Source organism: Hydrogenobacter subterraneus, from assembly GCF_055390195.1.
On sequence record NZ_AP042473.1, the window covers coordinates 1,621,494 to 1,635,498 of the forward strand.

The 14,005-nt window shown below is 42.9% G+C and carries 19 protein-coding genes and 1 tRNA gene; 9 read left to right on the plus strand and 11 right to left on the minus strand.

The window, feature by feature from the left end; translation table 11 throughout:
* Positions 1-70 precede the first annotated feature (70 nt).
* The 3 genes from trpD to ACZ5GB_RS09000 are packed head-to-tail and all read left to right on the plus strand — an operon-like array spanning position 71 to position 2,237.
* Positions 71-1,084 carry an anthranilate phosphoribosyltransferase gene (gene trpD / locus ACZ5GB_RS08990; RefSeq protein WP_464326883.1) on the plus strand — a complete coding sequence of 338 codons (1,014 nt, stop codon included), beginning with the start codon at positions 71-73 and terminating at the stop codon, positions 1,082-1,084.
* A complete protein-coding gene (locus tag ACZ5GB_RS08995; RefSeq protein WP_464326884.1) occupies positions 1,084-1,815 on the plus strand; it encodes a menaquinone biosynthesis protein in 732 nt (243 codons plus the stop codon). Before trpD ends, ACZ5GB_RS08995 begins: the two co-directional genes overlap by 1 nt.
* A gap of 23 nt (positions 1,816-1,838) precedes the next feature.
* A complete protein-coding gene (locus ACZ5GB_RS09000; RefSeq protein WP_464326885.1) occupies positions 1,839-2,237 on the plus strand; it encodes a glycine zipper 2TM domain-containing protein in 399 nt (132 codons plus the stop codon).
* Positions 2,238-2,252: 15 nt separating this feature from the next.
* On the opposite strand, the gene hpf is transcribed toward ACZ5GB_RS09000, so the two are convergent.
* Complete coding sequence (hpf, locus tag ACZ5GB_RS09005) at positions 2,253-2,855, minus strand: ribosome hibernation-promoting factor, HPF/YfiA family (protein WP_464326886.1); 603 nt, start codon at positions 2,853-2,855, stop codon at positions 2,253-2,255.
* A 44-nt stretch (positions 2,856-2,899) separates the two neighbouring features.
* Between hpf and purN the strand changes: the two genes are divergently transcribed.
* From purN to ACZ5GB_RS09020, 3 genes are read left to right on the plus strand one after another with little or no spacing between them, the layout of a single operon-like run.
* Positions 2,900-3,547 (plus strand): phosphoribosylglycinamide formyltransferase, encoded by a 648-nt coding sequence (purN, locus tag ACZ5GB_RS09010; RefSeq protein ID WP_464326887.1) that lies wholly within the window; start codon positions 2,900-2,902, stop codon positions 3,545-3,547.
* Positions 3,548-3,576: 29 nt separating this feature from the next.
* A complete protein-coding gene (locus ACZ5GB_RS09015; RefSeq protein ID WP_464326888.1) occupies positions 3,577-3,966 on the plus strand; it encodes a PA2779 family protein in 390 nt (129 codons plus the stop codon).
* Positions 3,963-4,454 (plus strand): C39 family peptidase, encoded by a 492-nt coding sequence (locus ACZ5GB_RS09020; RefSeq protein WP_464326889.1) that lies wholly within the window; start codon positions 3,963-3,965, stop codon positions 4,452-4,454. The genes ACZ5GB_RS09015 and ACZ5GB_RS09020 overlap by 4 nt, the downstream gene beginning before the upstream one ends.
* Here the strand turns inward: ACZ5GB_RS09020 and ACZ5GB_RS09025 are convergent.
* Together ACZ5GB_RS09025 and ACZ5GB_RS09030 are read right to left on the minus strand one after the other, a co-directional pair.
* The gene (locus ACZ5GB_RS09025; RefSeq protein ID WP_464326890.1) at positions 4,451-5,098 is read right to left on the minus strand and encodes a septal ring lytic transglycosylase RlpA family protein; all 648 of its coding nucleotides are present in this window, start codon (positions 5,096-5,098) and stop codon (positions 4,451-4,453) included. The genes ACZ5GB_RS09020 and ACZ5GB_RS09025 overlap by 4 nt on opposite strands.
* Entirely contained in the window at positions 5,095-5,985 is an 891-nt protein-coding gene (locus tag ACZ5GB_RS09030; protein ID WP_464326891.1) for a bile acid:sodium symporter family protein, read from the minus strand. Before ACZ5GB_RS09030 ends, ACZ5GB_RS09025 begins: the two co-directional genes overlap by 4 nt.
* A gap of 18 nt (positions 5,986-6,003) precedes the next feature.
* Here ACZ5GB_RS09030 and ACZ5GB_RS09035 point away from each other — a divergent pair, with 18 nt between their 5' ends.
* The gene (locus tag ACZ5GB_RS09035; RefSeq protein WP_464326892.1) at positions 6,004-6,828 is read left to right on the plus strand and encodes a peptidylprolyl isomerase; all 825 of its coding nucleotides are present in this window, start codon (positions 6,004-6,006) and stop codon (positions 6,826-6,828) included.
* Positions 6,771-7,613: a SurA N-terminal domain-containing protein gene (locus ACZ5GB_RS09040; RefSeq protein WP_464326893.1), complete on the plus strand. Its 843-nt coding sequence runs from the start codon at positions 6,771-6,773 to the stop codon at positions 7,611-7,613. Before ACZ5GB_RS09035 ends, ACZ5GB_RS09040 begins: the two co-directional genes overlap by 58 nt.
* Here the strand turns inward: ACZ5GB_RS09040 and ACZ5GB_RS09045 are convergent.
* The 5 genes from ACZ5GB_RS09045 to ACZ5GB_RS09065 all read right to left on the minus strand — a co-directional run bounded on the left by ACZ5GB_RS09045 (position 7,578) and on the right by ACZ5GB_RS09065 (position 10,062).
* Entirely contained in the window at positions 7,578-8,375 is a 798-nt protein-coding gene (locus tag ACZ5GB_RS09045; RefSeq protein WP_464326894.1) for an HAD-IIA family hydrolase, read from the minus strand. The two genes, ACZ5GB_RS09040 and ACZ5GB_RS09045, sit on opposite strands and share 36 nt — an antisense overlap.
* A complete protein-coding gene (minE, locus tag ACZ5GB_RS09050; RefSeq protein ID WP_464326895.1) occupies positions 8,372-8,614 on the minus strand; it encodes a cell division topological specificity factor MinE in 243 nt (80 codons plus the stop codon). The genes ACZ5GB_RS09045 and minE overlap by 4 nt, the downstream gene beginning before the upstream one ends.
* A 2-nt stretch (positions 8,615-8,616) precedes the next feature.
* On the minus strand, positions 8,617-9,405 hold the full coding sequence (gene minD, locus ACZ5GB_RS09055) for a septum site-determining protein MinD (protein WP_464326896.1): 789 nt from the start codon (positions 9,403-9,405) through the stop codon (positions 8,617-8,619).
* On the minus strand, positions 9,406-9,975 hold the full coding sequence (minC, locus tag ACZ5GB_RS09060) for a septum site-determining protein MinC (RefSeq protein WP_464326897.1): 570 nt from the start codon (positions 9,973-9,975) through the stop codon (positions 9,406-9,408).
* 11 nt (positions 9,976-9,986) lie between these two features.
* Positions 9,987-10,062: transfer RNA gene (locus ACZ5GB_RS09065), tRNA-Asn, on the minus strand.
* A 53-nt stretch (positions 10,063-10,115) separates the two neighbouring features.
* Between ACZ5GB_RS09065 and ACZ5GB_RS09070 the strand changes: the two genes are divergently transcribed.
* A complete protein-coding gene (locus tag ACZ5GB_RS09070) occupies positions 10,116-11,261 on the plus strand; it encodes an FtsW/RodA/SpoVE family cell cycle protein (RefSeq protein WP_464326898.1) in 1,146 nt (381 codons plus the stop codon).
* Here ACZ5GB_RS09070 and ACZ5GB_RS09075 read toward each other — a convergent pair.
* From ACZ5GB_RS09075 to gltA, 3 genes are read right to left on the minus strand one after another with little or no spacing between them, the layout of a single operon-like run.
* Positions 11,195-12,127, minus strand: coding sequence for a glycosyltransferase family 9 protein (locus ACZ5GB_RS09075; protein WP_464326899.1), 933 nt, complete (start codon positions 12,125-12,127; stop codon positions 11,195-11,197). The genes ACZ5GB_RS09070 and ACZ5GB_RS09075 overlap by 67 nt on opposite strands.
* Entirely contained in the window at positions 12,124-12,552 is a 429-nt protein-coding gene (locus ACZ5GB_RS09080; RefSeq protein WP_464326900.1) for a DUF4878 domain-containing protein, read from the minus strand. The genes ACZ5GB_RS09075 and ACZ5GB_RS09080 overlap by 4 nt, the downstream gene beginning before the upstream one ends.
* A complete protein-coding gene (gene gltA, locus ACZ5GB_RS09085; RefSeq protein ID WP_464326901.1) occupies positions 12,549-13,976 on the minus strand; it encodes an NADPH-dependent glutamate synthase in 1,428 nt (475 codons plus the stop codon). The genes ACZ5GB_RS09080 and gltA overlap by 4 nt, the downstream gene beginning before the upstream one ends.
* Positions 13,977-14,005: the final 29 nt, after the last annotated feature.

The window sequence follows — 14,005 nt, forward strand, 5'->3', positions numbered from 1 at the left end:
AAAGGGTTTTTATTTAACATGCCTTGAACTTTTAGAAGGATTGGAGCTTAATGGTTTAAAATTTTAAACTATGAAGGATCTTCTAAAAAAGCTCTCCGAGTTTGAAAATCTTACCAAGGAAGAGGTAAGGCAGGCCTTAGAAGAGATTACAGAAGGTAGGGCAACAGATGCCCAGATAGGTGCTTTTATTATGGGCACTAAGATGAAGGGAGAAACACCAGAGGAGATAGAGGGTGCTGCAAGCTTTTTTAGAGAAAGGGCTACAAAGGTAGAGATAGAAGACAGGGAGAACTTGGTGGATACGTGCGGTACTGGTGGGGATATGTCGGGAACCTTTAACGTTTCTACAACGGTTGCCTTTGTCCTTGCAGGTGCGGGCATAAGGGTGGCAAAGCATGGAAATAGGTCCATATCCTCCAAAAGTGGCAGTGCGGACCTACTGGAATATCTTGGTGCCAGGATAGACCTTGGCCCACAGCAGGTAAAGAGAATGATAGAAGAAATAGGCATAGGCTTTATGTTTGCCCCCAACTTTCATCCTGCCATGAAGAGGGTTATAGGGCCAAGGAGAGAAGTAGGCATTAGGTCTATTTTTAACCTTATAGGCCCCCTTTCAAACCCGGCGGGCGCCAAAAGACAGCTTATTGGAGTTTTCTCCGATAGCTTTGTAGATAAGGTGGCCTTTGCTTTGAAGGGATTGGGTATAAAAAGGGCCTTTGTGGTGCATGGAAAGGATGGTATAGATGAAGTTTCCATTAGCGCGCCCACGCGTATAGCTGAGCTAAAAGATGGAGAAGTTTTTCTGTATGACTTCCATCCGGAAGAGCTTGGCTTTAAGACCTATCCTGTGGATTATATAAGAGTGTCTTCTGTGGAAGAGAGCGCAAAGATGGTTCTTTCAATTCTTAAGGGTGAAGTCTCTCCTGCCTATCATATGGTCTTATTAAACTCTATATTTGGCATAATGGTTTCTGGATTGACAGATGATAAAGAATTGGCCCTTGAGATGGCAAAAGAGTCCATACATTCTGGAAAGGCTTACCAAAAGCTTCAAGCCTTTATAGAACTGTCCAAAAGCCTTTGATGATAAAGGTTGGTAAGGTTGGCTACCTTAATACTCTACCCCTCTTTTATAAATGGGATACTTCACAAACAGTCTTAGTAGAAGGCCATCCCTCAGAACTGGTAGACAGGCTAAGAAAAGGAGAGCTACATGCGGGTATAGTTTCTTCTGTGGAATATCTTTTTCATAAAGAGGACTACTTGATTGTTCCTAAGGTGTGTATAGCATCAAGAGAAAGGGCCTGTTCTGTACTTATCTTCTCTAATAGACCCCTTGAGGATATAAAAAGCCTTTACCTGACGCCTGCTTCTCTAACCTCTAAGGAGCTTGCTATGTACGTTGTTAAGGTTATATACGGCAACAGTCCCGAGCTTGTTAAAGACAGGTCTAAGGCGGATGCCATCATGCTTATAGGTGATGAGGCTATGATTGAGAAGTCTCTTGGAAAATGGCAGTATGTATATGACCTGGGTGAGGAGTGGTTTAAACGACATAGACTTCCTTTTGTCTTTGCTCTTTTTTTAGTCAGGAGGGATGCACCCACTTGGCTTTGTGATTATATAGCTAAACAATGTTCTACGTCCAAGGATTTGTTTTTCAAAGACCTTATGCAAGGAAGAATAAAGGTAAATGGTTTTAATCAAAGCTTTTTGGTTGAATATTTTACTTCATGCTTACAATATGACCTTGATGAGAAAGCTATACAATCCCTTGGAATTTTTAATGGTTTTTTAATGAAAAGAAACCTATAATTGTTATGTAAAGGAGGTGAAACATGAGAAAGAAGGCACTTATACTCTTTGGAGTATTTAGTTTAGGATTTGTCTTTTCTTGTGGTCAGGTAACCACGCAAAGGACCTATGAGGGAGCAGGCATAGGAGCGGCGGGCGGTGCCATAGCTGGCGCACTTATAGACAAAAATAACCGTTGGCGTGGTGCTGTTATCGGTGGCGTTCTTGGTGCGGTTATAGGCGGAACAATAACAGAGATAGCTGCAAGGGCATCAAGGGAAGCGGCCATGCAAAACAGGCCAGTAGAGTACAGGTCGGAGGATGGCACTCAAAAGGTAGTAGCTGAGCCAGTTGCCTCAAAAGGAAACTGCAAGATAGTAAAGACCACCTATTATCAAAACGGCAAAGTGGCAAAGGTAGAAGAGAAGGAGGTCTGCCCATAAGGGCAGCCCCTTTTTTTACATGCCTTTACATTTTGTATTTATAACTCCAAAGTTGCCGCCCCTTTTCCTGTAGGCTATTTTTAACGTTCCCGTGCTTATATCTACAAAAGGTAAAAAGTAAACGCCAGAATCTTGAAGTTCAAAGATAGCATCCTCCACACTCATAGGCTTTTCTATTACCAGCTCTTCTTCAATTATTAGAGGCTTTTCTCTTTCTTCATGAGGAAGGATCTCTTCCATTATCATTTCTTCTTTTATCTTGTGTCCTTTTCTCCTTAGTTCAAGCCTCCTTTGTTTTAACTTTATTAACTGTCTTTCTATTTCATCCATTACCCTGTCAAGGGCGGAGAATGGGTCAGCATCTTCATCCCAAGCGTGCAAGGCACCACCACCCCACGTTTTTAGATAAATGTCCATGTCTACCCTGTATAAGGTGGGCCTGCTATCGCCTGCAAAATCCTTTTGTTTTGCCCTTGAAGTGGAAAGGGTAACTACCACTTCTACTTGGTCTTCATCAGCTTCTTTGAGAAACCTCTTAAACCTTTCAAGTTTGCCTTCCACAAAGGCTTTCATAGAATCTGTCCATTCAATACCCTTACCTATAAACTCTACGTTCATTCTAAGCCTCCTTTTAGCCTTGTATTAGGATAGAATATAATAGCATGAATTTAGGCGTGCTTGTATCTGGGCGAGGGTCAAACCTCCAAGCCATTATAGATGCCATAGAAAGGGGAAAGCTAAAAAGTAAAATATCCTTAGTCATATCGGATAAGGAAGGCGTTCAGGCAATAGACAGGTGCATAAGGCATCATATACCATACAAGGTGATAAAGCGGAAAGATTTTCAAAGTAAAGAGGCCTTTGAACTGGCTATGGTAGAAGCCCTAAAAGAGGCGGGTGTGGAATTAGTGGTGCTTGCGGGCTTTATGAGGGTGCTTTCTGCCACTTTTCTAAGCGCCTTTCCTATGAAAGTTATAAACATACATCCTTCCCTAATCCCAGCCTTCCAGGGCCTAAATGCCCAAAAACAAGCCCTTGACTATGGTTCAAAGATAACAGGCTGTACTGTCCATTTTGTTACGCAAGAGCTTGATAATGGTCCTGTTATAGTTCAGGCTTGCGTGCCAGTGCTTCCGGAGGATACGGAAGAGAGCCTTTCTCAAAGAATCCTTTTTCATGAGCATAGAATACTACCGCAGGCGGTCAAGTGGATGGCAGAGGGTAGGGTAAAGGTGGAAGGTAGAAAGGTTATAGTAGAAGGCGCTCAATACGGGACTTTGCCTTTTAACCCAAACGTTGAAGACTTTTGATATAATTAACGCAAAAAGGAGGTGTGGACATGCTAAGGTTTTTTAGGAGGCCACTTTTGGTGTTGGGTGTGGCAGGATGGTTCTTCACCTTTAACTCTGCTCCTGCCGTGGCTGGACTTGTAAGCTCCAAGCCTGCTTCAGAAGAGATTATAAAGAGGGAAGAGGACCTTGCCAAGGTCCAAAGGGTCCTTGAAAGCAAAGAGCTTCAAGAGAAGCTAAAGGCATATGGACTTACAAAGGAAGAAGTGGAACAAAAACTCTCTCAACTAAGCGATGAACAAATACACATGCTTGCAAAGGCATCCGATAGGGTTTTGGCAGGTGGGGATGGTATAGGCTTGGCCATAGGCATCCTTGTGGTTGCCATACTCCTTGTTATACTCCTAAAGCTTCTCAACAAAGAAATCATAATAAGGTGACCTTTTTCCTGCTCCTCCTTTTCCCCCTTTTTATATACTCAAAAAGCCTTGAAGTGCCTTTTGTAAAGCAAAAGGACCAGTTCTGTGGTCCTGTCTCTTTAAGCTCTGTTCTTGGCTTTTATGGCATATCCCTTTCCCAAGAGGCTATAGCGGAAAAGGTGTATAATCCAAAGCTCAAAGGAGCTCTTATAACAGACTTGGAAAACTATGTCAAATCTCTTGGGCTAAAAGCTGAGACAAGACAAGGCACCCTTGAGGATTTAAAGGTCCTAATAGACAAGGGTATCCCTCCCATTATCCTCGTTGATTTGGGAAGTTTTTTTGTAAGCATACCCCACTATATGGTGGTAGTTGGCTATGAAGGAGGTAAATTTTTTGTGCATACGGGCTATGAGGAGTCAAAAAGCATGGAGGCAAAAGACCTTGATAGGCTTTGGTCAAAGATGGGAAGGGTTATGCTTATAGTTTATCCACCACACACCCCTTAGTCTCCACACCTTAGCACCCTTGCCTCTACCTCTACAACTCCATCCTTTATCATATCAAGCTCCCTGGCGGCAGCATAGGAAAGGTCAAGCACCCTATTGCCTTTAAAAGGTCCCCTATCTATCACTTTTACCGTGGCTTCTCTACCGTTTTTTAAGTTTTTTACCCTTAAAAGGCTACCGAGGGGCAAGTTTGGGCTTGCCGCATATAAACCATGCATGTCATAGGGAATACCATAGGGAGTTTCTCTTTTGTGGTATTGTTCGGCATAATAACTGGCAGGACCCCTTATATAGGCTGGGCAGGTTCTAATATCATCTACTCCACACCTTTGAACCTCAAGCCTTGCTGGGAATGGAGCTGGCCCGAGAAGACCTCTAAACCTATCCGGCACGCATATGCCTTTTACGTCCTCCTTTCTAAAAACGGCTATGGTTATACTTCTTCCAGTTAAAAGGTTTTCTATCTTTACCCTGCTTCCACTTTGAACTGCGTTGCTATATGCCCTTTCACCATCACAATAAAAACCTTCTGTTCGTATAATGGTTGGACAGCTTACCCTAAGATGTTCTTCTTTGGAAGCTTCCCTCACCATAACAGAACAGGAAAATAGAAAAGGTATAAAAATGACTGTAAGCCTTTTCATAGCCTTCTGTATAAAGCGGAGAGAAGTAGGCCATTTATATTTTGCACTAAGCTAAACAAGGCTCCAGGCAAGGCGGACAAGGGAGAAAAGTACTTTAGGGCAAGCACCACAGCAAGTCCAGAGTTTTGAATGCCAACTTCTATGGATAGGGTCTTTGCCCTTACCTTATCAAGGCCTGCAAGCAAACCAAAGATATAACCAAGGAGAAAACCAAAAAGGTTATGAAGGGATACAAGAAGGAACACCTGCATGCTAAGGTCCCTTAACCTTTCAGAGTTTAGCGCAAGCACCACGGCAATTATTATACCTATGGCAACTATTGCCATATAGGGCAGGACCTTTTCAAAGGCTTTTGTGGATGGAAGGAACCTTTTTATGAATATGCCAATAGCTACGGGCAATACGACTATAAAAATTAGGTCCCTGAGCATATCCATCACTGGCACATCCACTTTTTTTCCTACCAAAAGGTAGGTGAGAAGCGGGGTCAAAATGGGGGAGATGAGGGTAGAAAAGGTGGTCATACTTACCGAATAGGCCAAGTCTCCCTTGGAAAGGTATGTTATAACATTAGAAGCGGTCCCACCAGGGGCAGAGCCTACAAGCACTGTCCCTACGGTCAATTCTGTGTTTACACTTAGGATTTTTGCAAGAAAATATCCAAGGAAGGGCATTATGGTAAATTGAAGAAGCGCCGCATAGAATATTCTAAAGGGCTTTTTTAAGGTTTCCATAAAATCATAAGCCTTCATGGTCAGACCCATACTAAGCATTACAAAAGCAAGCATGGGAACCACAAAGGGTTTAAGACCTATAAAGAATTCTTTCATGTATATACCAAGAAAGCTAAAGACCAATATAATAGTAAGGCTTAAGATGGCTTCCATATTGCTATAATATACCAGATGGTAAGATTTTTGATTTTACTTTTCCTTATAAGCTTTTCCTTTGCCAAGGTAGTTGCACGCATAGACAAGGAGGTTATAACTTCAGAGGAGGTAAGGGAGGCCTTTGGTGCTTATTGGAGGGAGATCCTTCATCTTCCCATTGCAAGGGCAACTTCCAGGGACCTGCAAGAGTTTTTGGTAGAGTATGTGAGAAGTAAGATAATAATGATGGAAGCAAAACGTATGGGGCTTTCGGTCTCAAATGCAGAATTTGAGGACTATGTGGAAAAGCACGTGGGAAGCAAAAGGTTAAGTAATATAGCTAAGGAGTTTTTATACACAGAGATTCTCACGCAAAAGATCATAGATAGGATAGCTGGGAATATGGATATAAAAGATGGACAGATTACTGCCTATTATTACCTTAATCTAAGAGAATTTAAGCTTCCAGCCCAGGTTTTACTTGAAAGGTATTCTGTAGACAACCTTGATAGGGCTAATGAGCTATACTACAACCTTGCCAACGGAATTACGGTAAAGGAAGATAGGGAGATAAAAAAGGGCCAGCCCATGTGGTATTCCATACAGACCTTGCCAGAGATAGTAAGAAGACAGCTATACCCTTATGATGTGGGTAAGACCACAAAACCTATAGAAGTGGGGGGAGTTTATGTTATTTTTAGGGTGGCAGAAAAAAGGGGAAGTGGTATAATGCCCCTTGAGGAGGCAAAGCCTATAGTTAGGGAAAAGCTTCTCAGAGAAAAAAGGCAGGAGGTCTTTCAAAGATGGTTTCAGGAAGCTTTAAAAAGGTACTCTGTGGAGTTTTACTTTGGACAGCTATAAGCTTTTCTGCGGTCCTTGTAGATAGGGTTGTGGCTTCTGTTAATTCAGAGCCAATACTGGAAAGTGATGTAAAGATGGGCATGCTTTTTTATGAAGGCCTAACAAAAAGACAGGTTATTGACAAGCTTGTAGAACATATGCTTTTGTATCAATTCCTTATAGGTAAGGGCCTTCAGGTGCCTCAAGAACTAATAGATGGAACTATTCAAAACATAGCAAGAGCTAACAAGACAGACCTTGAAGGCTTAGCAAGAGAACTTGCAAAAGAAAATCTTACCTTGCAAGACCTTAGAAGATTTTTAGAGAGAGAACTTTTGGCAACCCAGGGCCTTATGGCCTTTCTTGGAAGGGAGATAAAGGTCTCGGATATGGAAATTGAACTGGAAAAATTGAAAAGGGGTGATATAAAGGTGGTTAGGAATATAGAGCTTCTTGTGGTGGATAAAAGGGAAGGGAGTAAGCTGGTGGATGTGTTTAAACCTTCTAAACCACTTGAGGTTATAGCTAAGGAGCTGGGTGTTAACTTAGAAAGGTTGAGGGTAAGTAGGGGAGAGCTGGTAGAGGTCCTTGATAAGGAAGTGTGGCGTGCAAAGGTTGGTGATGTAGTAATGGCGGAGGACAAGGACCATATATACATAGCAAGGGTCATATCGGAGGAAAACACTTCGCAGGATAAGGATATAGAAGAGATAAAACAGGAGATACTTTTAAGGAAAATAGAACAAAGGAAACAGGAGCTTATTGAAAGGCTAAGGAAGAATAGCTTTGTAAAGGTGTTGCAGTAGGTCTTCCAAGCTGTTAAAAACAAGGTCTGGGCTAAAGCTTGCCTTTTTTAACTCCTCTTCTTTGTATTTTCCTGTTGTCATAAAAACTGTCTTTATTCCCAAATCCTTTGCCCCCATTAGGTCTGTGTATATATCGTCGCTTACAAGATATACTTCTTCTCCTTTAAGCCCTTTTAGAGCATGTTCTATAAACTCTTTGGAGGGCTTGCCCAGATTGGGTATATCTTCCTTGTAGTTGCATGCATGGGCTATGGAAATAGCTATGGACCCAGCACCCGGAAAATACAATCCATCATCATCCTTAACTATCCTGCTTAAATTTACAGGAACTATCCTTGCACCGTTCAAAAAGACTGCGGAAGTAGCAAGCTTTAGCTTTTTGAAGTCTATGCTTCTGTCCTGAGCTATTACCACCGCATCCACTCTATAATCCTCAAGCACCTCAAAACCGAGGTCCAAAAGATATTCCCTTACAACGGGCATGCCTATGAAGAAAACCCTTTTTATGCCTTTTTCTTTTAGATAATCTCCCAGTATGGATAGGGGTGATATGAATTCATCTTCTCTTAACTCTATGCCTTTATTTTTTAGCTCCTCCAATATCTTTTTTGGAGGCCTTGTGGAGTTGTTAGAGACCACCCTGAAAGGTATGTTAAGGCTTCTAATACCATTAAGAAAGCTATGAGTATCTGGGAAAGGGTTTAACGCCTTGTCTTTTACAAGCACACCGTCAAGGTCAAGGAGTATAACGGGCCTTTTCATTGCTTAAAGGGGATGCTTATCCAAAGCTCGTCAAAGCCCTCCCTTTCTCTTCTTATATCCACCTCAATCCTTTTTACTTCAAACTGAGGGTATTTTGAGAAAACAGATATTAAGTCATCCCTAAGCCGGTCAACAAAATTTGGCGGAAGACCTTTTCTTTCATAGGATAGAACCAAGGTTAATCTCTTTTTAGCCTCCTCCTTACTCTTCCCTCTATTGAAAAGTAGGTCCCATATCATACTCATCTCCCCAAAAGCTTTTCAAGGAAGCTCTTTTTCTCACCATATCTTACCATAGGAACGTCCTCACCTTCAATCCTTCTTGCCATGTCCATTATGGCCTTTGAGGCATTGTATTCTCCGAATAGCACTATTGGTTCTCCCCTGTTGGTAAAGTCTATAAGCTTTGGTTCTTCTGGCACTATGCCTATTGGCTCCACTTTGAGTATATCCACTATGTCCTCTACCGAAAGCATCTCTCCTTTTTTTACACTTTCCCACTTTATCCTGTTTATAACAAGGTAGGATTCCTTTTTGCCCATGTTTTCCAATAGTCCTATTACCCTGTCCGCATCTCTAATAGAAGAAACTTCTGGGTTTACCACCACTAAGGCCACATCCGCTGGAAGAGAAGCTATCTGAAAGCCCCTTTCAATGCCAGCTGGTGAATCTATGAATATGTAATCGTATTCATTGGATTCCCTTATGGTGTTTATAAGCTCTACCCACTTATCTTTGTCTATGGCGTCCTTGTTCTTTGTTTGGTTTGCGGGAAGTAGCCAAAGGCTAAGACCCCTTTTGTCTCTGACCAAAGCCTTATGAAAATCCACCCTACCTTCCAAAACATCAAGCACGTCATAAACTATACGGTTTTCCAGACCCAGTATCATATCAAGGTTTCTAAGGCCTATGTCCGCATCCGCCACAAGCACTTTTCTGCCAAGGCTTGCAAGGGCAACGCTTAGATTGGCAGTTATGGTTGTCTTTCCTACACCTCCCTTTCCAGAAGTAACTACAAACACTCTACTCATTTATACCCTCTCAAGTATTATACTCCCATCCTCAATCTTTGCAACCTCCGGATAGCCGGGAGATTTCCTTTCTTCTTCGTTCATTATGGCTACTTTTTTACCTATTCTTATCTGCTGTGGTTCCATTTCAAGGGCCACCACCACCGCCTTTTCATCGCCCAAAGCTCCGGCTATGGCAATGCCCCTAAGCTTTCCCATAATTATAATATTACCAGTTGCTATAACCTGCGCATCCTTATTCACATCCCCAAGAACAAGGATATCTCCATTGTGTTCTATCCTTTGGCCGGAACGGAGATGCTTTTGAACTATTAAAAGCCTTTCTCCTCTGGTGGTTTCAAGATTGCTTATTTTTTTGACGCTTTTTATATCCTTGCTTGCAAGGGCGCTTTCTATCTTTTCTATTTCTTCCTTTTCCAGTAGACCTTTGCCGTCTATGAGTACATAGCTACCTTCAAAGAGTTTAGAGGATATCCTTTTCTTTATTTCCTCCACAATGTTGTCAATATTACCTTTTTCCTTTATCTCTACCAACAGGACGGGGAGAGTAATACCCTTTATTTCTATCATGATGTCTTTTATGGCTCCGGGGGAGGGACTCGAACCCCCAACCTGACGGTTAACAGCCGCCTGCTCTGCCCGTTGAGCTACCCCGGATCACAATAATATATTATACACCTTTCACTCCCTTGTGTATACTTTTATCTATTGTGCTTAAACACTGGGATGGATGGATTATCCTTAGCCTGTTTGCCCTCTTTATAATAGGAGAGACTGCCATAATAAGCATTAATGTGGTGCCTTACTTTATGGATTCTTACTCTACCTTTTCCCTTTATAAAAAACCGATCTTTCAACTCGTTGTGTTTTTCTTGGGTCTTTATATAGCTAATATATTGGCAAGGGTAGATTATAGGCTTTTTATGAAAGGTATAGTTCCTTACCTCCTTATAGGACTTACTGTTTTGAGCTTAATAGCCGTGCTTATGAAGAAGTTCATATCTGGCAGAGCTGTAGACCGTTGGCTTTTTGGCACAAGCATACAACCTTTGGAGTTCGCAAAGATAAGCCTTGTTATATTTCTGTCTTACTACATAGTACGAAAGGGCAACTTAAGACAATGGAAAAATCTTTTATGGGCTTTGTTTTTCCCTTTTCTTATTGCCTTCCTTCTGCTTTTGCAACCAGACAAAGGGGGTGCAGTTTTTATTCTGTTGATGACTGCTTTAATGGTATATGTAGGTGGTGTTCCAAAAAAGGTTTATCTTGCAGTGCTTCCCTTAATGTTTACTGTCATATACTACATTCTTACATCAAAGGGCTATGTGGCCGAAAGGCTTTCTGCGTGGAAGGACCCTTTCCTTGACCCAGAGGACAGTGGATACCAGATAATACAGTCCCTTTATGCTCTTGCAAGGGGTGGTCTTATGGGCGTGGGAATAGGTCAAGGTGTTCAAAAGCTGGGAGCCTTGCCTGCATCTGACACGGACTATATTATGGCTGTTATAGGTGAGGAGATGGGATTTTTGGGGATATTTATGGTTATTGTCCTTTACTGCCTTCTCATAGGTAGATTATTCTGGTATTCTCTAAGGATGTATGAACCTATGGAAAAGCTCCTTCTCTTTGGCATAGCCATAAACTTTGCACTCTCCTTTTTGTGGAATATGGCAATGGTTTCCAACCTAATACCACCAAAGGGTATAGCATTACCCTTCATAAGCTATGGTTCTTCTAACCTTTTTGCTTCCCTTCTGTTTTTGGGCATAGCCCAGTCGGTTATAAACCATCAAGAGAGGACAAGTTCAAGCTTTTCAAGCACATCTTCTACCCTAACTTTGTTTAAGCATGCCTGAGTGCCAGTTTTGCACCTTTTTGGGTTTGGCGAGCAGGGAGAACACCAGAGGTCTGGCTTAAGGTAGTAGCCCTTTAGAGGATAAAAGCCATAGTCTGGTGAGGTGGCAGTGTATATGCTTATGGCTGGCACGCCAAGGGCGTTGGCTATATGCACAGGGGAGGAATCGCAGGATATTACAGCCTTTGAGAGGCTTATGACGGCCATAAGCTCCCTCAAGCTTGTTTTTCCTACAAGGTTTATAACTGAGCTATCTTTGAAGGCCTCTCCTCTTTCTTTACCAACCACCACCACGGGAAGCCTTATCCTTTTGACAAGCTCAAGCCAGTTTTCCAAGCTCCACTCCTTTAGTGGAAAGTTAGAAAAAGGAGATATAACCACAAACTCCCTTGGAAGATTGAACTTTTCAATGGCTTTTCTTTTTTCCTCCTCTTCTACCATCAAAGCAGGAAGCCTTTCAAAGTTTTTTATGCCAAGGGGCTTTAAAAGTTCTAAGTTTCTGTCTACTTCGTGCATGTCCCATCGGTGTTTTATCCTATGTGTGTATAACCAAGATAACTCCGACCTGTCAAAGCCAATCCTTATAGGTATGCCGGAGAAAAAAAGGATGAGGGCTGTCCTTGCGGATATGTGCGGGCTTATGGCCACATGGTAGTCTTTTATTTTTTCCAGCATCTCAAAGCTTTCTTTTAGGCCCTTATCAAAGGGAATTAACTCTATGTCAAAGCCCTTTAGAAGTTCTTTTATAAAGCTTCTGCCCACAAAGGCTATATGTGCCTTTGGAAAATTCTTTTTGAGACTTTTTATAAGGGGGGTGGCAAGGACCACGTCCCCCAGGTAGGCTGTCTGCCAAAGGAGTATCCTCATTTAATACCAGATATGCTGGCTATCTTCCACTTTTTCTCGTCCTTTATCACTATAAAGCTAAGGATCTTTTCCACCCCTTGCTTATCTATTATCTTTACCACCACCTCCACATGCTTATCGTCTATCTTGCTTGCATCAAGCACCTTTACCTTCTTTATGTTCTCACCCATGGAAGAAAGCACGCAGGCCAGAACTTCCGATGGCTTCATCTCCGTTAGTTGAACAGGCATTTTTAGTTCCTGCACCAAAGCATCCCTAAAAGGTGGGTACAGAAGCTTTACGGCCTCTTTTCCTTCCCCGTCCCTTACCTCTTCAATAAAGTCTTTTACCGTATCTCTGGCAGACTCCTCCGGCTTTTCGCCGCAGGCCCTGAAGACAAAAAAGACCAAAAGGACAGCTCCTAAGATAAGAACAATCCTTTTCATGAACTTACCTCCTCTATAAGAAATTTATGTATTGACTTGGCCGCTTTTCTTCCTTCCGCGAGGGCCCTTACCACCGTGTCTCCACCGTTTACCACATCTCCACCGGCAAAAAGGCCTCTTACAGATGTCCTAAAGTTTTCATCCACCTTTATGGTTTTCCACTTAGTAAGCTCAAGTTCTGGCAGGTCTTCATAAGCTACAGGGTTTGCCTTTTGCCCTATAGCAAATATGACCGAATCGCACTCTATTATATGCTCTGACCCTTCTACTGGCACAGGCCTTGGCCTTCCGCTCTCGTCTGGCTCTCCCAGCTCCATCTTTATACACCTTAGGCCTACCACCTTACCCTCTTCGTCTCCTACTATCTCTATGGGCTGTGTTAGCCAATGAATTATGGCACCCTCTTCTGCAATGTGATCCCACTCCTCTTGGCGTGCGGAAGAGGTCCCCCTTGTCCTTCGGTATACCACGTGGGTTTCCACTCCAAGCCTCAGGGCCGTTATGGCACAGTCCACAGCCGTAAAGCCACCACCTATTATGGCAGTTCTCCTTCCAAGGTTTACAGGCGTTGCGCTCTGTGGAAAAAGGTCTGCCCTTGCAAGCCCTACCCTTGTTAGAACCTCTATGGCAGAATAGACACCTTTCAGATGGTCTCCCTTTATACCCAAAGACCCCCTTCCTGCACCCACAGCCAAGAAAACAGCATGATATTTTTTCAAAAGCTCGGAAAGCTTTATGGTTCTTCCCACCGCATAGCCAAAGAAAAACTTAACACCCAGATCCTCAAGCTCTTTTATATGCCAGTCTATTATCTCCCTTGGTAGCCTTGCATGGGGTATGCCGTAGGCCATCACACCCCCAGCCCTTGGCAGTGCTTCAAAGATATGCACCTCATGCCCCCACCTTGCCAGGTCATAGGCACAGGCAAGCCCCGCAGGCCCGGCACCTATTACAGCTACCCTATAGCCCGTGGCTTTTTCCTTCTCCACGTCCACCTTTATGCCAGATATCCTTATAAAGTCTCCCACGAACTTCTCAAGGGCGCCTATGCTTACTGGAAGTCCCTTGTTTTTTCTATCTCTTACCGTATCATAATACAGTATGCAAGAACCTTCGCATTGCCTCTCCTGAGGGCATATCCTACCGCATATGGAGGGGAAAGGGTCCGCCTCAATTATCTTCTTGTAGGCACCTACAAGGTCTCCTTCCGTTATTTTCCTTATAAAGCCCGGTATGTCCACGTTTATGGGACAGCCCTTTATACACCTTTGGTCCGCATCTTTACAGAAAAGGCACCTCTGGGCCTCATCAAGGGCAAGGGGGACCGAATAGCCAAGAGCGTATTCTCTAAAGCCTTTCACCCTCTCCTGGGGAGGCAAAAGTGGCTCTGGGTTCCTGTCTTCGTACCTTATACGCTTAGCCATTTAGTAAATAATTATATGCGGAAAGGTTA

Excerpts from the sequence above, each read along its gene's own strand:
- minE (WP_464326895.1), bottom strand. The coding sequence starts at position 8,614 with ATGATATGGGACCTACTTTTCAATAGAGGGAAGAGTAAGGAGGAGGCT.
- purN (WP_464326887.1), top strand. The coding sequence starts at position 2,900 with ATGAATTTAGGCGTGCTTGTATCTGGGCGAGGGTCAAACCTCCAAGCC.
- ACZ5GB_RS09045 (WP_464326894.1), bottom strand. The coding sequence starts at position 8,375 with ATGAAAAGGCCCGTTATACTCCTTGACCTTGACGGTGTGCTTGTAAAA.
- ACZ5GB_RS09000 (WP_464326885.1), top strand. The coding sequence starts at position 1,839 with ATGAGAAAGAAGGCACTTATACTCTTTGGAGTATTTAGTTTAGGATTT.
- ACZ5GB_RS09075 (WP_464326899.1), bottom strand. The coding sequence starts at position 12,127 with ATGAGGATACTCCTTTGGCAGACAGCCTACCTGGGGGACGTGGTCCTT.
- ACZ5GB_RS09025 (WP_464326890.1), bottom strand. The coding sequence starts at position 5,098 with ATGAAAAGGCTTACAGTCATTTTTATACCTTTTCTATTTTCCTGTTCT.
- minC (WP_464326897.1), bottom strand. The coding sequence starts at position 9,975 with ATGATAGAAATAAAGGGTATTACTCTCCCCGTCCTGTTGGTAGAGATA.
- gltA (WP_464326901.1), bottom strand. The coding sequence starts at position 13,976 with ATGGCTAAGCGTATAAGGTACGAAGACAGGAACCCAGAGCCACTTTTG.
- ACZ5GB_RS09035 (WP_464326892.1), top strand. The coding sequence starts at position 6,004 with ATGGTAAGATTTTTGATTTTACTTTTCCTTATAAGCTTTTCCTTTGCC.
- ACZ5GB_RS09040 (WP_464326893.1), top strand. The coding sequence starts at position 6,771 with ATGGTTTCAGGAAGCTTTAAAAAGGTACTCTGTGGAGTTTTACTTTGG.
- ACZ5GB_RS08995 (WP_464326884.1), top strand. The coding sequence starts at position 1,084 with ATGATAAAGGTTGGTAAGGTTGGCTACCTTAATACTCTACCCCTCTTT.
- ACZ5GB_RS09080 (WP_464326900.1), bottom strand. The coding sequence starts at position 12,552 with ATGAAAAGGATTGTTCTTATCTTAGGAGCTGTCCTTTTGGTCTTTTTT.
- hpf (WP_464326886.1), bottom strand. The coding sequence starts at position 2,855 with ATGAACGTAGAGTTTATAGGTAAGGGTATTGAATGGACAGATTCTATG.
- minD (WP_464326896.1), bottom strand. The coding sequence starts at position 9,405 with ATGAGTAGAGTGTTTGTAGTTACTTCTGGAAAGGGAGGTGTAGGAAAG.
- ACZ5GB_RS09015 (WP_464326888.1), top strand. The coding sequence starts at position 3,577 with ATGCTAAGGTTTTTTAGGAGGCCACTTTTGGTGTTGGGTGTGGCAGGA.
- trpD (WP_464326883.1), top strand. The coding sequence starts at position 71 with ATGAAGGATCTTCTAAAAAAGCTCTCCGAGTTTGAAAATCTTACCAAG.
- ACZ5GB_RS09030 (WP_464326891.1), bottom strand. The coding sequence starts at position 5,985 with ATGGAAGCCATCTTAAGCCTTACTATTATATTGGTCTTTAGCTTTCTT.